This window comes from Aeromonas sp. QDB34 (assembly GCF_027705405.1).
Lineage (GTDB): Bacteria > Pseudomonadota > Gammaproteobacteria > Enterobacterales > Aeromonadaceae > Aeromonas > Aeromonas hydrophila.
This window is the reverse complement of the sequence record NZ_JAPDBT010000015.1, coordinates 61264-76515: the sequence shown is the minus strand read 5'-3', so window position 1 is coordinate 76515 and position 15252 is coordinate 61264. Positions and strand designations below refer to the sequence as shown.

Below are 15252 nucleotides of genomic sequence, written 5' to 3'. Positions count from 1 at the left end.
ATCCTGATAGGTCCGAACCAGAGCAAAAACAGGCAGTTTAAAACAGGTTTACGCGACAACTATCTTGAAAAACGCCGCCATCAGGAACGTTTTCAAACGGAGATAAACGACTTATTGTCATTTAACATATTGAAATTAATGAATTACTAAGCATTTTTCTAAAAATGTTTAAGCCCTGGCCAGGCTGATGAATAGGAGATCTCTTACAACAATGTGAGAAAAAACTGGCCAAATGGTGTTAAAGGCCGAAAAGAAACGAGGAGCCACCAGCTCCTCGTCAATATCAATGAGATAATATCATCCGGCTTGATCAGTGCAGACCTGCCACATATTTGGACAGTACTTCGATATCCTGATCGGTCAGCTTCTTGGCAACGTCCCGCATCATGCTGTTCGGGTCGTTGTCACGAGCAGCGGCCCTAAAAGCCGTGAGCTGGGCCTTGATGTAGGCAGGATGCTGGCCGGACAGGCTCGGATACTTGGCCTGCTCGACGCCCGAACCGCGCGGACCATGGCAGGCAGTACAGGCAGCCAGACCACGGCTCATGTCCCCTCCCATGTACAGCGCCTTGCCTGCAGCGACGGCGTCATCGGGTACCGCGAGCGGCGTCACCTTCTGACTGGAGAAGTAGGCTGCCAGGTCTTCCATGTCCTGTTCAGACAGGGGAAGCGCCATCGGCCCCATGATGGGAGCAACCCGGCCAGTTTGACCAGAAGCTGCAGCCTTCAGTTCAACTAACTGCTTTTTGATATATGATGCGTGCTGACCAGCAATCTTGGGATACATATCGACTAGGCTGTTGCCGTCCGGTCCATGACAAGCCGCGCAAACGGCAGCCTTGGTTTGTCCCGCAGCGGCATCGCCCTTGGCTTGTGCCATCCCCGTTACGCCAACCATCAGAGCAAGAGTAATGACTAGGTTCTTCATGGCGTTCCAACTTCTCGTTATTAGGCTTCCAGATCCCATGCCGCTGAAGGCATGTTAAAATAAACGCGTTTAAGCGACGCCATTTTACACGATTTCACAAAAAAGTAACTCTATAACCCTCTATCTCTATGGGGAATTTACGTTGGATACACAAACTCTGAATTTCAATAAGGTGCATTTTGTGACCAGCGCACCCGACATCCGTCACCTGCCAAATGATGGGGGTGTCGAGATTGCGTTTGCCGGCCGTTCCAACGCCGGTAAGTCATCTGCATTGAATACCTTGACCAAGCACAAGAACCTGGCTCGCACCAGTAAGACGCCGGGACGCACCCAGCTGATCAACCTGTTTGAGCTGGAACCGGGCAAGCGTCTGGTCGACCTGCCGGGCTACGGTTATGCGCAGGTTCCGCTGGAAATGAAGCTCAAGTGGCAAAAGTCGCTGGCGGAATATCTGCAGCGTCGTGAGTCATTGAAAGGTCTGGTGATCCTGATGGACATCCGCCATCCGCTCAAAGATACCGATATGAATATGCTGGAGTGGAGCTCTCACCGCAAACTGCCGGTCATGCTGCTGCTGACCAAGGCCGACAAGCTGAGCCCAGGTCCGCGCAACAATCAGGTCATCAAGGTACGTCAGGCCGTAGCCGAGCTGGGTCCGCAGATCCAGGTGGAAGCCTTCTCTTCCCTGACCCAGATCGGGGTCGAAAAACTGGCACAGACTCTGACTGGCTGGTATCTCGCAGGCGCCGATGACATGACTGACGGTGAGCAAGCACCGCTCGAGGAGTAAGCTACGTCCTGTATACACCACAACCAAACCCTGCAATTGGCGGAGCAGCTCCTCCGCTGATTGAAAGGCTTTCAGTCTGCTTGCCATAACCCCTCTCGCCAGTGACATCGCCCACTCCCTACGATGAGTTTTTGAAACACTATTTTTATCAATGGGATAAATAGTTAATTCTATATAACAATTAACTTTTCATCCCATTGGCAACGTTTTCAAAAATAGATGCCGGCGGGGGCGTTTCCTCACCAAATAAGTACCAAAGTGAAATTTTATTACAAAGCAGTCAATGGAAAGGATAAAAATGAGGCCGGTTCTGCAAACGCAGTACCGGCCTTAAACAATCAGTTCAAAAATTGGGAAGAAGCTAAATCTTGAGAACAAAGACGACTGGTTTTCCTCAAGAAGCCCCTTCATTCTAACAAACATTCGCCAACATTAAAGCATTTACTCTAAACGCGCCCCATAAAAAAACACCCCGATGATGACTCACCGGGGTCGCTATTCAGCCACATTCAATTACGTGAAATAAAAGGTCTGAAAGATAGAACATCTTACCTCTGTACCCTACGTTGCTAACTGTATAGCAAAGCAGCAGAAAGTGAAAGTAATTTATGTAATTAAGTTTCACGAAAAATGAATTACATAAATCATGTTATTTTTCATATAGATAAAAAAATCCCCAGTACGAATACCGGGGAGTTATAAAGGTGACTAGCTAGCACTTCCTCAACTATCTAGTTAGTCAGCACAACTTGGCGCAAGTTCCGCTGCTTTGAGAAAAAACTTGAAAAAATCAGAGGTAGATGGCGCCATCTTCTGCAAACTCTTGTTCCTCAATGAGTTTTTCAGCAATTTCTTCGATGTCAAAACGCACGCTTTCGAAGGCTCGCAGGATGTCTTCCTCTCTGGCGAGGGAGAGCCCGGTCATTTTCTCCAGACGTCGGCGACTGATGTAGCAATCCACCAGCGCCCCCATCTGCTGGGCAGGAAAGTGGATCCGCTGTTCGTGCGCTTGCCAGTCGGCCAGCTCGGGAAACAAGATGCCTTGGTTCATAGGGTCCCCAGATTTCGTTTCAATTCTCTCAATACCTGTTTAGTCCCTGGCCGGATTCCGCGCCACACGGTAAAGGCTTCTGCCGCCTGTTCCACCAGCATGCCGAGGCCGTCTACAGTCTGGCGAGCCCCTTGCCCTTTGGCCCAGGCGATAAAGGGGGTATCGGTCGCGCCATACATCATGTCGTAGATGGCGATATCGGCGTGGATCAGGGCAGGCACCAGCGGAGGCAACTCTCCCTGCAGACTGGCGGAGGTGGAGTTGATGATCAGATCGAAATAGCCGCTCAGCTGCTCATAGGTCTCGGCACTGACCGCACCCAGATCACGAAACTCGGCAGCCAGCTGTTCCGCCCTGGCGTGAGTACGGTTGACGATAACCAATGCTTCGGGTTGCTCGGCCAGCAGCGGTGCCAGCGCACCGCGCGCCGCGCCACCCGCCCCCAGCAGCAGGATCCTGCTGCCGGCAAGTGACACACCATGCGCCTTGAGATCGGCCACCAACCCGGCACCATCTGTGTTGTCACCCAGCAGTACGCCATCATCGGTCAGCTTGATGGTGTTAACGGCCCCCGCCCGCCGGGCCCGAGGGCTCAGTCGATCGACCAGGGCAAATGCCTGCTCCTTGAAGGGGACGGTGACATTGCATCCCTTGCCACCCTGGGCAAAGAAGTCTCTCAGACTGGTGGCGAACTCTTCGACGGCCGGCTCGGCCAGACCATATTCCAGCTCTTGCTGGGTTTGTCTGGCAAACAGGGTATGAATAAAGGGAGATTTGCTGTGGCGCACCGGGTGGCCAAAAACCAGATAACGATCCATCAAAAAGTTCCTTCAGAGGGCAATCTCCCGATTTAACGGGTTTTCGCACTCAGGAACAAGCCGAATATCGGCCAATAAGAAGGGGCCATCATGGCCCCTCTGGTCACAACCACTCGCGCGGTTTGAGGTAGTCAGTGTAGAGCAATGCTTCCGGGCTGCACGCTGACGGCTGCCAGTCATATTCCCAGCGCGCCAGCGGCGGCATCGACATCAGGATCGACTCAGTACGCCCGCCAGTCTGCAAGCCAAACAGGGTTCCACGGTCATACACCAGATTGAACTCCACATAGCGGCCACGACGATAGAGCTGGAATTCCCGCTCCCGTTCGCCATAAGCCAGCGCCTTGCGACGCTCGACAATCGGCAGGTAGGCATCGAGATAGCCCTTGCCAACCGCCTGCATAAAGGCGAAACAGTCGGCAAACGGCCAGCGATTCAGATCATCGAAGAAAAGGCCGCCGACGCCGCGCGTCTCGTCCCGGTGCTTGAGGAAGAAGTAGCGATCACACCAGGATTTGAACTCGGGATAAATATCGGTGCCGAACGGCTGACAAAGATCGAAGGAGACCTGATGCCAATGCCGAACGTCCTCTTCGAACGGATAAAACGGGGTGAGATCGAAGCCGCCACCAAACCACCAGATCGGCTCCTTCCCCTCTTTCTCGGCGATGAAGAAGCGCACATTGGCGTGGCTGGTCGGCACATACGGATTGTGTGGGTGGATCACCAGCGACACCCCCATGGCCTCAAACCGGCGGCCCGCCAGTTCCGGCCGATGGGCCGTCGCCGAGGCCGGCATGGCGTCGCCATGAACGTGGGAGAAGTTGACCCCTCCCTGCTCGATCACCGCACCGTGACGCAGCACACGAGTGCGGCCACCACCACCCCCTTCACGGCGCCAGGTATCTTCCACAAAGTGTCCAACGCCGTCGGCCAGTTCCAGACCACGGCAGATATCGTCCTGCAACTGCAGCAGGAAGGCCTTGACCTGGGCCACATCCGGTTTGCTCATCTTGTCTCCAGTCAGCCAGGATCGTCGCCTGACCCTATTATTGTGATGTCGCCGGATGGGCTAAGCCGATCCGTATTGCCGCTCTCCGAACGGTTCAAGAGGGGCGGATGATGGCGCCGGTTCTGGCATCCTTGATCTCGGACGGATTGGCCTGCCCCCCCACTTCACCGGGCAGGATATAGGCCAGCTGACTCGCCAGCAATTCGCCGATGTCCGCCACCCGGCGGGCAGGCTCTTCACCCGTCAGGTTGGCGCTGGTAGAGACCAGTGGCTTGCCAAAGGCACGACACAGCCCTTGTACCTGCGGATGGGCCGTCACACGCACCGCCAGGGTAGTGAACTGACCGGTCAGCCAGGCCGGGGTATTGCCGCGCGCCGGCATGATCCAGCTGAAGGGACCAGGCCAGCTCGCTTCCACCCGGGCCAGCTGCTCGTTGGTGAGCTGGTCCAGATCGATGTAATCCTGCAACTGAGCCAGATCGGCGGCGATCAGGATCAACCCCTTCTCCACCGGGCGTTGCTTGATCGCCAGCAGACGGTGTACCGCCGACTCGGAGTCAGGATCACAACCCAGGCCAAATACCGCCTCGGTCGCATAGGCAATCACCCCATCACGCTGGAGGGCGGCCACTGCAAGTTCAAATTCATTGGGCATAAAAAATGCGACAGCCGGGCTGTCGCCTCATCATTGATTAACATTGAGCCTACGGAACGGCAACCCTGGCGCCCCTCCCTCATCGACCAGCGAGAGGCTGATGGCGAACGGGCTGGTGGTTGCCGTCTCGGAGCTTACTTGAGCAGGGCCTGCAAGGCGGCATCCTTGGCCAGTACCTCGTCGGCATTTTTCTGGCGTTCAGCCTGCACCTTGGCCGCCAGTTCATCATCTGCCACTGCCAGCATCTGAGCTGCCAGATAGCCTGCATTCTTGGCGCCGGCCTTGCCGATCGCCACGGTCGCCACCGGCACCCCGCCCGGCATCTGCACGGTGGAAAGCAGCGCATCCAGCCCCTTGAGCGGGCCGCCATCGATGGGCACACCGATCACGGGACGAGTCGTGATGCCTGCCACTGCGCCTGCCAGGTGAGCGGCGAGGCCGGCGGCACAGATAAAGACCTTGCAGCCACGGGCTTCGGCGTCGGTCACGTACTGATGAGTCGCAGCCGGTGTACGGTGTGCGGAGGTCACTTTCACTTCTACCGCGATATCGAATGACTTGAGCACCTCGAGGGTGGTCTGCATCACCGGAAAATCAGAATCAGAGCCCATCAATACGGCAACAAAGGGTTTATTCATGGTGGGAATTTCCTTACTCCAAGTGGGGGGTTGAAGTTCGCCGAAAACGTTTCAATTCGCTTGTGGCGGCCGGATTATACCTGCTCGCTCTGGTGGCCGCATTTCTTTTGCGGGCAGATCCAGCGCAGTGCTCCTCTCACCTTTTTCTCGACCATGATACCCCAGCCACATTGCGGGCAAGGCATGGAGACCGGCTTGTCATTCACCACATATTTGCAATGGGGGTAACCGTCGCAAGAGTAGAACTGCTTGCCATAGCGGGAGATTCGGCTGATGAGGTGTCCCTTGCCACACTCCGGGCATAGGATCTGGGTATCGTCGCTCTCCTGCAGGGATTCGATGTGCTGGCAGGCCGGATATTGGGTACAGCCGACAAACAAGCCATAACGCCCCTTCTTGATCGCCAGCGGTTGGCCACAATCCGGGCAGGCCGAGCCATCAAGCACCTTCTCGATGTCACGGCCGGACGGAGTCAGCGAGCGGATGTAATCACAGGCAGGATAGGCGGAGCAACCGAGGAAGGGACCATGCTTGCCCTGGCGGATCACCAGCTCGGCCCCACACTGCGGGCACGGTTCGCGCTCGAAGGCATGTTCGTGGGCTGAAAAGAGGTGATGATCGATTTTTGACATGGGCCGCGCCTTGGAATCCAGATGACCTGAATTCTACCAGCGCGGCACCGGGCTGTCAGTGGATGACGCCGTCTGACTCGTCAAACACCAGCTCTTCCATCTGCTGGTAGGCATTTTCACTGCCCGGTACGTTGAACAGCACCATCATGACGACCCACTTCAGATCGTCCAGCTCGATATCCGGTTTATCAAGCTCGAGCAGGCGCTCGATGCAGATTTCGCGGGTTTCGGCATTGAGTACCTGGGCCTGTTCCAGAAACAGCAGGAAACCGCGGCACTCGGTACTGAGGCGTGCCAGTTCTTGTGGAGCATAGATACGCATGGAGCCTTGCGCACTGGCGGCCACATAGACCTCCCGCTCGCTGTCATGCAGGTTGGCCAGTCGCTCCAGCCAGTTGAGTGCCTTCTCGATCTCGTCTTTGTCGAAACCTGCCCGGCTCAGTTCGTCGGTGAGTTCATTCTGCTCGACCATCACATCTGCATCGCTGTGGATGTAGGTCTCGAAAAGGTACATCAATACATCAAACATGATTCACCCTCCTCGCTCTGACGTATCCACCGGCTACCGCCATCACTGCACCGGCCAGCTCCAGCTCTACCAATCTGCCCAATACCACTTCGACAGGAAGCTGGGACCGTTCGGCAACGGTATCCACGCTCGTGGTCTCATAATCTACGTTATCCAACAAATCGGCATAAGGCAATTCGCTATTATTCGAATGCTCAGACAAGTAAGCCACTTGCTGCAGCAGGCCGACAAATCCGGGCAGCTCTTCCACTATATCGGCCGCGCTCAATACAAGTTTGGCCCCCTGCTGGATTAATTTGTTGCAACCCAGAGCCTGCACGTTTTGCGGGGCACCTGGTACGGCAAAGACCTCTCGCCCCTGCTCCAATGCATAACGGGCCGTGATGAGCGAACCGCTCTGCTCGGCCGCCTCTACCACCAGGGTACCCAGCGACAAGCCACTGATGATGCGATTGCGCCGTGGAAAGTGCTCGGCCAGCGGTCCCTTGTCGGGTGCCAGCTCGGAGATAAGCAAGCCGCCTCGCGCCAGGATCTCCATGGCCAACCCCTGATGGCGCTTCGGGTAGAGGCAGTCGAGCCCTGAGCCCAGCACGGCCAGCGTAGTCCCCCCTGCCGCCAGCGCCTGCTGATGACACACCCCATCGATGCCAAGCGCCAGTCCGGAGGTGATAGCCAGCCCGCAGGCGACCAGCTCACCGCAGAGGCGGGCAGCATTGTCCTTGCCGGCATAGGTGGGATGGCGCGTGCCGACCATCGCCAGCTGCGGAACAGACAGGGCAGCCAGGTTGCCACAGCAGTAGAGCAGCAGCGGGGCGGCGGGGATCTCTTTGAGCAAAGCGGGATAGACGGGGTCATCCGGACACAGGAGGTGATTGCCGGGCTCGGCGGCCCAGCTCAGCGCCTGCTCGACAACCGGCTGGGGCCACCTCATCTGCTGGATTTGAGCGCTCTGCAGACCAAGAGCTCGCAAGGTACCGTCGTCGGCGTCGAACAGGGTGACGATGTCACCGCCAAAATGGGCCAGCAGGCGAGCGGCGGTGACCGGACCGATACCGGTGACGGCATCCAGCGTCAACCACAGCGCGAGTCGCCCGGATGGAAGAGGCACGTCAGAAGTTGCTGACCTGATAACCGGTGCTGACCATGTCCTGACTCTGCAGGATCAGGCCATAACTCAGCTTGTCGTACACCTTGAACAACATGACCCGGGCCACGGCCTCCGACGGCAAAGGTGGCTTGCCGGCCGAATAGAAGGCCTTGTCATAGACGGAGGAGTACTCCCGATAGGCGACCTTGCCATTCTTGCTCACCAGCCGGGCACCGGGCCGCAGTATCTCCAGCACATCGCCGGGAGCAACCTGATCACGCATGCCCTTATTGATGAGCACGACGTCGAACTTGCCACCGCCGCGGGCCTTGCTCGGCAAGTCGACGATATAGCCGGGCGAGATGACGGGGGCAGCCTTGGGCGTGAACACGGCGGAGAGGCTCTCCTGCGGCGGGAATGGCATCAGCTTGTCTCCCTGATACACCTCGCGCTGGTTGTGGCTGAGGGTAACCCGGGTGCGGCCGTCCGGCAGCAGGGCTTCCGCCCTGGCCGTGCCGACGAAGACCGCCTCTTGCCCCAGCTGTTCGCCACTCTTCTTGTCTTTGTAGATGGTCCCCGGATGATAGATGCCATAGTCCTGACCCGGGATCAGCGAGCCCTGAACATAGAGGGTATCCCCCTCCAGCATGCCGATGTGTGCCTCATCATTGCCCAGCACATAAGGCAGCTGCTTTGCCTGCTGGCTGTCAGCCAGAATATGGTCTGTTTGCAGGAAGGGGCCGATCTCGCTGAGCGGCAGGGTTGGAATGGGGTTGGCCTTGTTCTCGTAACGACTCTTGGGAGAGAGACGAACAACCTGCTTGCCGCCCTGCATCGCCTTGCCAAGCCGTGGTTCGCCGTTGACCCAGCTCAGATGCAACACGTCGCCCGGGTAGATCCAGTGCGGATTGGCGATCTGCGGGTTGATGTTCCAGAGCCTTGGCCATAACCAGGGCTCCGCCAGATACTGGCCGGAAATATCCCAGAGGGTATCTCCTTTTTGCACCACATAGGTCTCGGGATAACCCGCTTTCAGTTTCAGCTGGTCCGCCAGCGCGCCCTGGCTCAGGGTGGCCAACAGACAGGCGAGGATGGTTTGCTTCAGATACATAACACTCCCTGTTACTTCTGCGCGCAAAGTGTTGCTGTTTTTTGTCGGCGTAAATGACTAGAATTACGCCAATATTGACTGCATTTATACGAAACTAAAGAAAAAACTATGGCCATTCTAGATGTATTGCGTTTCCCCGATGAGCGTCTGCGTACCGTCGCAGCCCCTGTCGAGACCTTTACACCCGAGTTACAACACATTGTAGATGATATGTTCGAAACCATGTACGCGGAGGAAGGCATCGGCCTCGCCGCCACTCAGGTCGACATTCATCAGCGCATCATAGTGATCGATGTCTCTGAAAACCGTGAAGATCCTCTGGTATTGATCAACCCCGAGATCATCGAACAGGCCGGCAGCACCGGCATCGAGGAAGGGTGCCTCTCCGTGCCCGGCAGCCGAGCCCTGGTGCCCCGCGCCGAGTGGGTCAAGGTGCGCGCCCTGGATCGCCATGGCAAGGCATTCGAGCTGGAAGCAGACAATCTGCTCGCCATCTGCATCCAGCATGAGATGGACCATCTGGTCGGCAAGCTGTTTGTGGATTACCTGTCCCCGCTCAAGCGCCAGCGCATTCGCCAGAAGCTGGAAAAGATGGCCCGTGAAGATCGCAAAGTCCTCTGAGGATCTGCCCCATTGAATAAGCTGAAACTGATTTTTGCCGGTACTCCCGACTTCGCCGCCCGTCACCTGGCGGCGTTGTTGTCTTCCGACCACGAGGTCGTCGCCGTTTATACCCAGCCCGACAAACCTGCCGGCCGCGGCCAGAAGCTCACCGCCAGCCCGGTCAAAGAGCTGGCGTTGGCCCACGATCTGCCGGTCTATCAACCCGCCTCCCTGCGCAAGGAAGAGGCCCAGGCCGAGCTGGCCGCCCTTGGCGCCGACCTGATGGTGGTGGTGGCCTACGGCCTGATCCTGCCCAAGGCCGTGCTCGACACCCCGCGTCTGGGTTGCATCAACGTGCACGGCTCCCTGCTGCCACGCTGGCGCGGTGCCGCCCCGATCCAGCGCTCCATCTGGGCGGGGGATGCCGAAACCGGCGTCACCATCATGCAGATGGATGTGGGGCTGGATACCGGTGCCATGATCCGCAAGGTGAGCTGCCCCATCGCCGCCGACGAAACCTCCGCCAGCCTCTATGACAAGCTGGCCGGGCTGGGTCCGCAGGCGCTGGTCGACACCGTCAATGCCATGGCTGCCGGCAATACCGCCGCCGAAGCGCAGGACGATGCACAGGCCAACTACGCCGAGAAGCTCTCCAAGGAAGAGGCCCGCATCGACTGGTCGATGGAGGCCGTCGCCATCGAGCGCTGCATCCGCGCCTTCAACCCCTGGCCCATCAGCTGGTTTGAAGTCGCCGGCCAGACCGTCAAGGTATGGCAAGCCGAGGTCGTCGCACAGGATCACGGCCAGGCGGCCGGTACCCTGCTCAAGGCTGACAAACAGGGGATCGACATCGCCACCGGCAAGGGGGTGCTGCGCCTGCTGACCCTGCAGCCACCCGGCAAGAAAGCCATGTCCGTGACGGACCTGCTCAACTCTCGCCGCGACTGGTTTGAACCCGGCACGCAATTGAATTGAACTGAATTGACACAAGGCGGGGCCCAGGCCCCGACTTGCGCATCTAAGGTAACACTATGAAAACACGCGCACAGGCTGCTCTCGTCATTCAACAGGTGCTGGATCAGGGCCAGTCCCTCTCCGCCGTCCTGCCTGCTGCCCAGGAGAAGGTTGCGCCCCGCGATCGCGCCCTCCTGCAAGAACTCTGCTACGGCACCCTGCGCTGGCTGCCCCGCCTCGATGCGGCGGTCGGCGAGATGATGGACAAGCCGCTCAAGAACAAGAGCCGCATCTTCCACTACCTGATCCTGGTCGGTCTCTATCAGCTCATCTACACCCGCATTCCGGCTCACGCCGCGGTGGCCGAGACCGTCAACGCCGTCAAACTGCTCAAGGGCACCTCCTTGCGCGGCCTCATCAACGGTGTGCTGCGCAACTTCCAGCGCAGCGCCGAAGTCATTCTGCTGCGCATCGACCGTGTCCCCAGCATTCGTCTCGGCCACCCGGAGTGGCTCACCAAGCGGCTGCGCCAGGCCTATCCGGATGAGTGGGAATTCATCATGGAGGCCAACAACCAGCGCCCGCCCATGTGGATCCGCAACAACAGCCAGCGCCAGAGCCGCGAGCAGATGCTGGCCCGCATGGCCGAGGCCGGCATCAATGCGATGGCCGGTGAAGAGGGTGAGGATTGCATTCTGCTGGAACGTCCCTGCGACGTGACCAAGCTGCCCGGCTTCGAGGTCGGCGACTGCTCGGTACAGGATGGCGCAGCACAACAGGCCGCCGCGCTGCTCGACCCGCAGCCGGGCGAGTGGGTGCTGGATGCCTGCGCCGCCCCCGGTGGCAAGACCGCCCACCTGCTGGAGCGCCAGCCCGCGCTGGCCGGCGTGGTAGCAGTCGATGCCGACGACAACCGCCTCAAGCGGGTGCAGGAGAACCTGGATCGCATCGGCCTCACCGCCAAGGTGATCCACGGCGATGCCAGCACACCGGATCTGTGGTGGCCAGAGGGTCAGTTCGACCGCATCCTGCTGGATGCCCCCTGCTCCGCCACCGGCGTCATCCGCCGTCACCCCGACATCAAGTGGCTGCGCCGGGATCAGGACATCCGCGAGCTGGCCGAGCTGCAACACCGCATTCTCGGCGCCCTCTGGTCGAAACTGAAAAGCGGCGGTACTCTGCTGTATGCCACCTGCTCCGTGCTGCCGGAAGAGAACCGCGACCAGATCCGCGCCTTCCTCGCGGCCACCCCGGACGCCACCCTGGTGCCGCTGCATGCGCAGGACACCCCGGAGTGTCCGGGTCGCCAGTTCCTGCCGGGCGAGGCCGAGATGGACGGCTTCTACTATGCCAAGCTGATCAAGCGGTAAGCAGGGCCATCATCACGACGGGTGTCGCTTGCGGCACCCATTACTGCCCAACATCGAGCGCGCTTTCCCTATGAGATTCATCCTGTTGATGACCGTCCCCACGCACCCTGGCCGCCGTTGCAACGGCGACGCTCATGAGGCCGTCCTATGAAGATCATCATTCTGGGCGCCGGTCAGGTCGGCGGCACCCTGGCCGAGAACCTGGCCGGCGAGAACAACGACATCACTATCGTCGACACCGACAGCGACCGGCTGCGCGAGCTGCAGGACAAGTTCGACCTGCGGGTGGTGAACGGCCACGGCGCCCATCCCAAGGTGCTGCGTGAAGCAGGTGCCCAGGATGCCGACATGCTGGTCGCGGTCACCAACAGCGACGAGACCAACATGGTCGCCTGCCAGGTGGCCTACTCCCTGTTCAACACCCCCAACAAGGTGGCGCGGATCCGCTCGCCGGCCTATCTGGTGGAGCGTGATCGACTGTTCCTGCCCGAATCCGTGCCGGTGGATCACCTGATCGCCCCCGAGCAGTTGGTGACCGACTACGTGCGCCGCCTGATCGAGTACCCGGGCGCCCTGCAGGTGGTGGACTTCGCCGGCGGCAAGGTGGGGCTGGTGGCGGTCAAGGCCTACTACGGCGGCCCGCTGGTGGGCAATGCCCTCTCCACCCTGCGCGATCACATGCCCAACATCGAGACCCGGGTGGCGGCGATCTTCCGTCAGGGTCGCTCCATCCGCCCGCAGGGCACCACCATCATCGAAGCCGATGACGAGGTGTTCTTCGTGGCGGCGGCGGGCCATATCCGCGCCGTGATGTCGGAGCTGCAGCGGCTCGAGAGCCCCTACCGGCGCATCATGATCGTCGGCGGCGGCAACATCGGCGCAGGCCTCGCCCGCCAGCTGGAGAAGCGCTACAGCGTGAAGCTGATCGAGCGCAACCAGAAGCGGGCGGAGCAGCTCTCCGAGGTGCTGGAAAACACCATCGTCTTCTGCGGTGACGCGGCGGATCAGGAGCTGCTGGCGGAGGAGCACATCGACCAGATCGACGTCTTCATCGCGGTGACCAACGAGGACGAGGCCAACATCATGTCGGCCCTGCTCGCCAAGAAGATGGGCGCCAAGAAGACCATGGTGCTGATCCAGCGCAGCGCCTATGTGGATCTGGTACAGGGCGGCTCCATCGACATCGCCATCTCGCCGCAGCAGGCCACCATCTCGGCCCTGCTGACCCACGTGCGCCGGGCCGACATTGCCAACGTCTACAGCCTGCGCCGCGGCGCGGCCGAGGCCATCGAGGCCATCGCCCACGGTGACGAGAACACCTCCAAGGTGGTCGGCAAGACGGTCGGCGAGCTCAAGCTGCCGCCCGGCACCACCATCGGCGCCATAGTGCGCGGTGACGAGGTGCTGATCGCCCACGACCGGACCCAGATCCAGCAGGATGACCACGTGGTGATGTTCCTGGTGGACAAGAAGTACATTCCGGAAGTGGAACGCCTGTTCCAGCCAAGTCCCTTCTTCCTGTAATCTGCCCATGCACCCAGGCAGCACAACCCAGACCCGGCACAGCCTCTACCAGGGATTGTCCGGGTCTTTTGTCAATCAACGACCAGGTTATCTTGCATGATCAAGCTGCGTCCCATCATCTTCACCCTCGGGCTGGTGCTCTCCAAGCTGGCCCTGTTCATGTGGCTGCCCACCCTGCTGGCCCTGCTGACCGGCTCCGAGGGGTTCGTCGAGTTTCTCAAGTCGGTGCTGATCACCCACGGGGCGGCCCTGCTCTGTCTCCATTACGGCCGCAAGGCGGTGTTCCACCTCGGCGTGCGGGAGATGTTCCTGCTCACCACCTCGGTCTGGGTGGTGGCCTGCATCTTCGGCGCCCTGCCCTTCTTCTTCATCAACCACATCGACTTTACCGACGCCTACTTCGAGACCATGTCGGGGGTCACCACCACCGGCTCCACCGTGCTGTCAGGGCTCGATGGCATGGCCCACAGCATATTGCTGTGGCGCTCCATCCTGCAGTGGCTGGGCGGGGTAGGCTTCATCGTGATGGCGGTGGCGGTGCTGCCCTACCTCAACGTGGGCGGCATGAAGCTGTTCCAGACCGAGAGCTCGGATTGGTCCGACAAGAGTGCGCCGCGTGCCAAGACTGTGGCCAACAACATAGTGCTGGTCTACCTGGTGCTCTCCATGCTCTGCTTCCTGGCCTACTGGGTGAGCGGCATGACCCTGTTCGAGGCGGTCAACCACTCGATGACCACCCTCAGCACCGGTGGCTACTCCACCTCCGATCAATCCATGTCCCACTTCTCCAACTCGGCACACTGGATCGGTACCGTCTTCATGTTCCTCGGCGGCCTGCCCTTTCTGCTCTACGTACAGAGCCTGAGCCGGCGTGACAACAGCCTGCTCAAGGACGCCCAGGTCCAGGGCTTCTTCTGGCTGGTAGTCTGGGTCACCGTGGTGGTCACCTTCTATCTGTGGCTAAGGGACATCTACGGCTTCATGGATGCCCTGCGCATCAGCTGCTTCAACATCGTCTCTGTGCTCACCACCACCGGCTTCGGGCTCGGTGATTTCGGCACCTGGGGCCCGCTCACCAGCATCATCTTCATCATCCTGCTGGCGCTCGGTGCCTGCTCCGGCTCCACCGCCGGCGGCCTCAAGATCTTCCGGGTACAGGTGGCGTTCGCCCTGTTCAAGAAGCAGATGCGCCAGCTGATGCACCCCTCCGGCGTCTTCCCGCAGAAGTACAACGGCCGCCCGGTCAACGACGCCATCATCCGCTCGATGATTTCGTTCGTGCTGGCCTACTTCGCCGTCATCCTGCTGATCGCCGCCCTGCTCGCCGCCATCGGGCTGGATCCCCTGACCGCCATCTCGGGCTCCATCACCGCCGTGGCCAACGTGGGTCCGGGCATGGGACCGGTCATCGGCCCCAGCACCAACTTCGCCACCCTGCCGGACTCGGCCAAGTGGATCCTGTCGTTCGGCATGCTGCTGGGACGGCTCGAGATCCTGACCGTGGCGGTGCTCTTCTTCCCCTCCTTCTGGAAGCAGTAACCGGCGAG

16 protein-coding genes are annotated in these 15252 nt (G+C 59.5%); 6 read left to right on the top strand and 10 right to left on the bottom strand.

Going from position 1 to position 15252, the window contains the following annotated elements; translation table 11 throughout:
• Positions 1–310: 310 nt before the first annotated feature.
• On the bottom strand, positions 311–928 hold the full coding sequence (locus OKC29_RS17640; protein ID WP_016349084.1) for a c-type cytochrome: 618 nt from the start codon (positions 926–928) through the stop codon (positions 311–313).
• 142 nt (positions 929–1070) lie between these two features.
• Between OKC29_RS17640 and yihA the strand changes: the two genes are divergently transcribed.
• Positions 1071–1721, top strand: coding sequence for a ribosome biogenesis GTP-binding protein YihA/YsxC (yihA, locus tag OKC29_RS17635; RefSeq protein WP_011704276.1), 651 nt, complete (start codon positions 1071–1073; stop codon positions 1719–1721).
• A 790-nt stretch (positions 1722–2511) separates the two neighbouring features.
• On the opposite strand, the gene OKC29_RS17630 is transcribed toward yihA, so the two are convergent.
• The 9 genes from OKC29_RS17630 to OKC29_RS17590 form a co-directional block, all read right to left on the bottom strand.
• Positions 2512–2772, bottom strand: coding sequence for a DUF1488 domain-containing protein (locus tag OKC29_RS17630; RefSeq protein ID WP_016349082.1), 261 nt, complete (start codon positions 2770–2772; stop codon positions 2512–2514).
• Positions 2769–3590, bottom strand: coding sequence for a shikimate dehydrogenase (gene aroE, locus OKC29_RS17625; RefSeq protein ID WP_073348652.1), 822 nt, complete (start codon positions 3588–3590; stop codon positions 2769–2771). The genes OKC29_RS17630 and aroE overlap by 4 nt, the downstream gene beginning before the upstream one ends.
• A 103-nt stretch (positions 3591–3693) precedes the next feature.
• Complete coding sequence (gene hemF / locus OKC29_RS17620; protein ID WP_073348651.1) at positions 3694–4602, bottom strand: oxygen-dependent coproporphyrinogen oxidase; 909 nt, start codon at positions 4600–4602, stop codon at positions 3694–3696.
• A 94-nt stretch (positions 4603–4696) separates the two neighbouring features.
• Positions 4697–5257: a Sua5/YciO/YrdC/YwlC family protein gene (locus tag OKC29_RS17615; RefSeq protein WP_073348650.1), complete on the bottom strand. Its 561-nt coding sequence runs from the start codon at positions 5255–5257 to the stop codon at positions 4697–4699.
• 134 nt (positions 5258–5391) lie between these two features.
• Positions 5392–5895, bottom strand: a complete 504-nt coding sequence (gene purE, locus OKC29_RS17610; RefSeq protein ID WP_011704271.1) for a 5-(carboxyamino)imidazole ribonucleotide mutase — start codon at positions 5893–5895, stop codon at positions 5392–5394.
• A 74-nt stretch (positions 5896–5969) separates the two neighbouring features.
• On the bottom strand, positions 5970–6527 hold the full coding sequence (locus OKC29_RS17605; RefSeq protein WP_073348649.1) for a DNA topoisomerase family protein: 558 nt from the start codon (positions 6525–6527) through the stop codon (positions 5970–5972).
• Between the two features lie 55 nt (positions 6528–6582).
• Complete coding sequence (locus OKC29_RS17600; protein WP_011704269.1) at positions 6583–7056, bottom strand: DUF494 family protein; 474 nt, start codon at positions 7054–7056, stop codon at positions 6583–6585.
• Positions 7049–8164 (bottom strand): DNA-processing protein DprA, encoded by a 1116-nt coding sequence (gene dprA / locus OKC29_RS17595; RefSeq protein ID WP_073348648.1) that lies wholly within the window; start codon positions 8162–8164, stop codon positions 7049–7051. The genes OKC29_RS17600 and dprA overlap by 8 nt, the downstream gene beginning before the upstream one ends.
• A 1-nt stretch (position 8165) precedes the next feature.
• A complete protein-coding gene (locus tag OKC29_RS17590; RefSeq protein ID WP_073348647.1) occupies positions 8166–9254 on the bottom strand; it encodes a LysM peptidoglycan-binding domain-containing protein in 1089 nt (362 codons plus the stop codon).
• Between the two features lie 108 nt (positions 9255–9362).
• On the opposite strand from OKC29_RS17590, the gene def reads away from it, so the two are divergent.
• The 5 genes from def (at position 9363) to OKC29_RS17565 (ending at position 15244) form a co-directional block, all read left to right on the top strand.
• The gene (gene def, locus OKC29_RS17585) at positions 9363–9875 is read left to right on the top strand and encodes a peptide deformylase (protein ID WP_073348646.1); all 513 of its coding nucleotides are present in this window, start codon (positions 9363–9365) and stop codon (positions 9873–9875) included.
• A gap of 12 nt (positions 9876–9887) precedes the next feature.
• Positions 9888–10832, top strand: a complete 945-nt coding sequence (gene fmt, locus OKC29_RS17580; RefSeq protein WP_073348645.1) for a methionyl-tRNA formyltransferase — start codon at positions 9888–9890, stop codon at positions 10830–10832.
• A 56-nt stretch (positions 10833–10888) separates the two neighbouring features.
• Positions 10889–12181: a 16S rRNA (cytosine(967)-C(5))-methyltransferase RsmB gene (gene rsmB / locus OKC29_RS17575; protein ID WP_017410576.1), complete on the top strand. Its 1293-nt coding sequence runs from the start codon at positions 10889–10891 to the stop codon at positions 12179–12181.
• Positions 12182–12328: 147 nt separating this feature from the next.
• Positions 12329–13705, top strand: a complete 1377-nt coding sequence (trkA, locus tag OKC29_RS17570; RefSeq protein ID WP_011704263.1) for a Trk system potassium transporter TrkA — start codon at positions 12329–12331, stop codon at positions 13703–13705.
• A 96-nt stretch (positions 13706–13801) separates the two neighbouring features.
• A complete protein-coding gene (locus OKC29_RS17565; protein WP_024944658.1) occupies positions 13802–15244 on the top strand; it encodes a TrkH family potassium uptake protein in 1443 nt (480 codons plus the stop codon).
• The last annotated feature ends 8 nt before the right edge of the window (positions 15245–15252 follow it).

What these genes read in the sequence shown, in the direction of transcription:
- OKC29_RS17640 (WP_016349084.1), bottom strand. Translation starts at nt 928, where the DNA reads ATGAAGAACCTAGTCATTACTCTTGCTCTGATGGTTGGCGTAACGGGG.
- OKC29_RS17630 (WP_016349082.1), bottom strand. Translation starts at nt 2,772, where the DNA reads ATGAACCAAGGCATCTTGTTTCCCGAGCTGGCCGACTGGCAAGCGCAC.
- aroE (WP_073348652.1), bottom strand. Translation starts at nt 3,590, where the DNA reads ATGGATCGTTATCTGGTTTTTGGCCACCCGGTGCGCCACAGCAAATCT.
- hemF (WP_073348651.1), bottom strand. Translation starts at nt 4,602, where the DNA reads ATGAGCAAACCGGATGTGGCCCAGGTCAAGGCCTTCCTGCTGCAGTTG.
- OKC29_RS17615 (WP_073348650.1), bottom strand. Translation starts at nt 5,257, where the DNA reads ATGCCCAATGAATTTGAACTTGCAGTGGCCGCCCTCCAGCGTGATGGG.
- purE (WP_011704271.1), bottom strand. Translation starts at nt 5,895, where the DNA reads ATGAATAAACCCTTTGTTGCCGTATTGATGGGCTCTGATTCTGATTTT.
- OKC29_RS17605 (WP_073348649.1), bottom strand. Translation starts at nt 6,527, where the DNA reads ATGTCAAAAATCGATCATCACCTCTTTTCAGCCCACGAACATGCCTTC.
- OKC29_RS17600 (WP_011704269.1), bottom strand. Translation starts at nt 7,056, where the DNA reads ATGTTTGATGTATTGATGTACCTTTTCGAGACCTACATCCACAGCGAT.
- OKC29_RS17590 (WP_073348647.1), bottom strand. Translation starts at nt 9,254, where the DNA reads ATGTATCTGAAGCAAACCATCCTCGCCTGTCTGTTGGCCACCCTGAGC.
- def (WP_073348646.1), top strand. Translation starts at nt 9,363, where the DNA reads ATGGCCATTCTAGATGTATTGCGTTTCCCCGATGAGCGTCTGCGTACC.
- rsmB (WP_017410576.1), top strand. Translation starts at nt 10,889, where the DNA reads ATGAAAACACGCGCACAGGCTGCTCTCGTCATTCAACAGGTGCTGGAT.
- trkA (WP_011704263.1), top strand. Translation starts at nt 12,329, where the DNA reads ATGAAGATCATCATTCTGGGCGCCGGTCAGGTCGGCGGCACCCTGGCC.
- OKC29_RS17565 (WP_024944658.1), top strand. Translation starts at nt 13,802, where the DNA reads ATGATCAAGCTGCGTCCCATCATCTTCACCCTCGGGCTGGTGCTCTCC.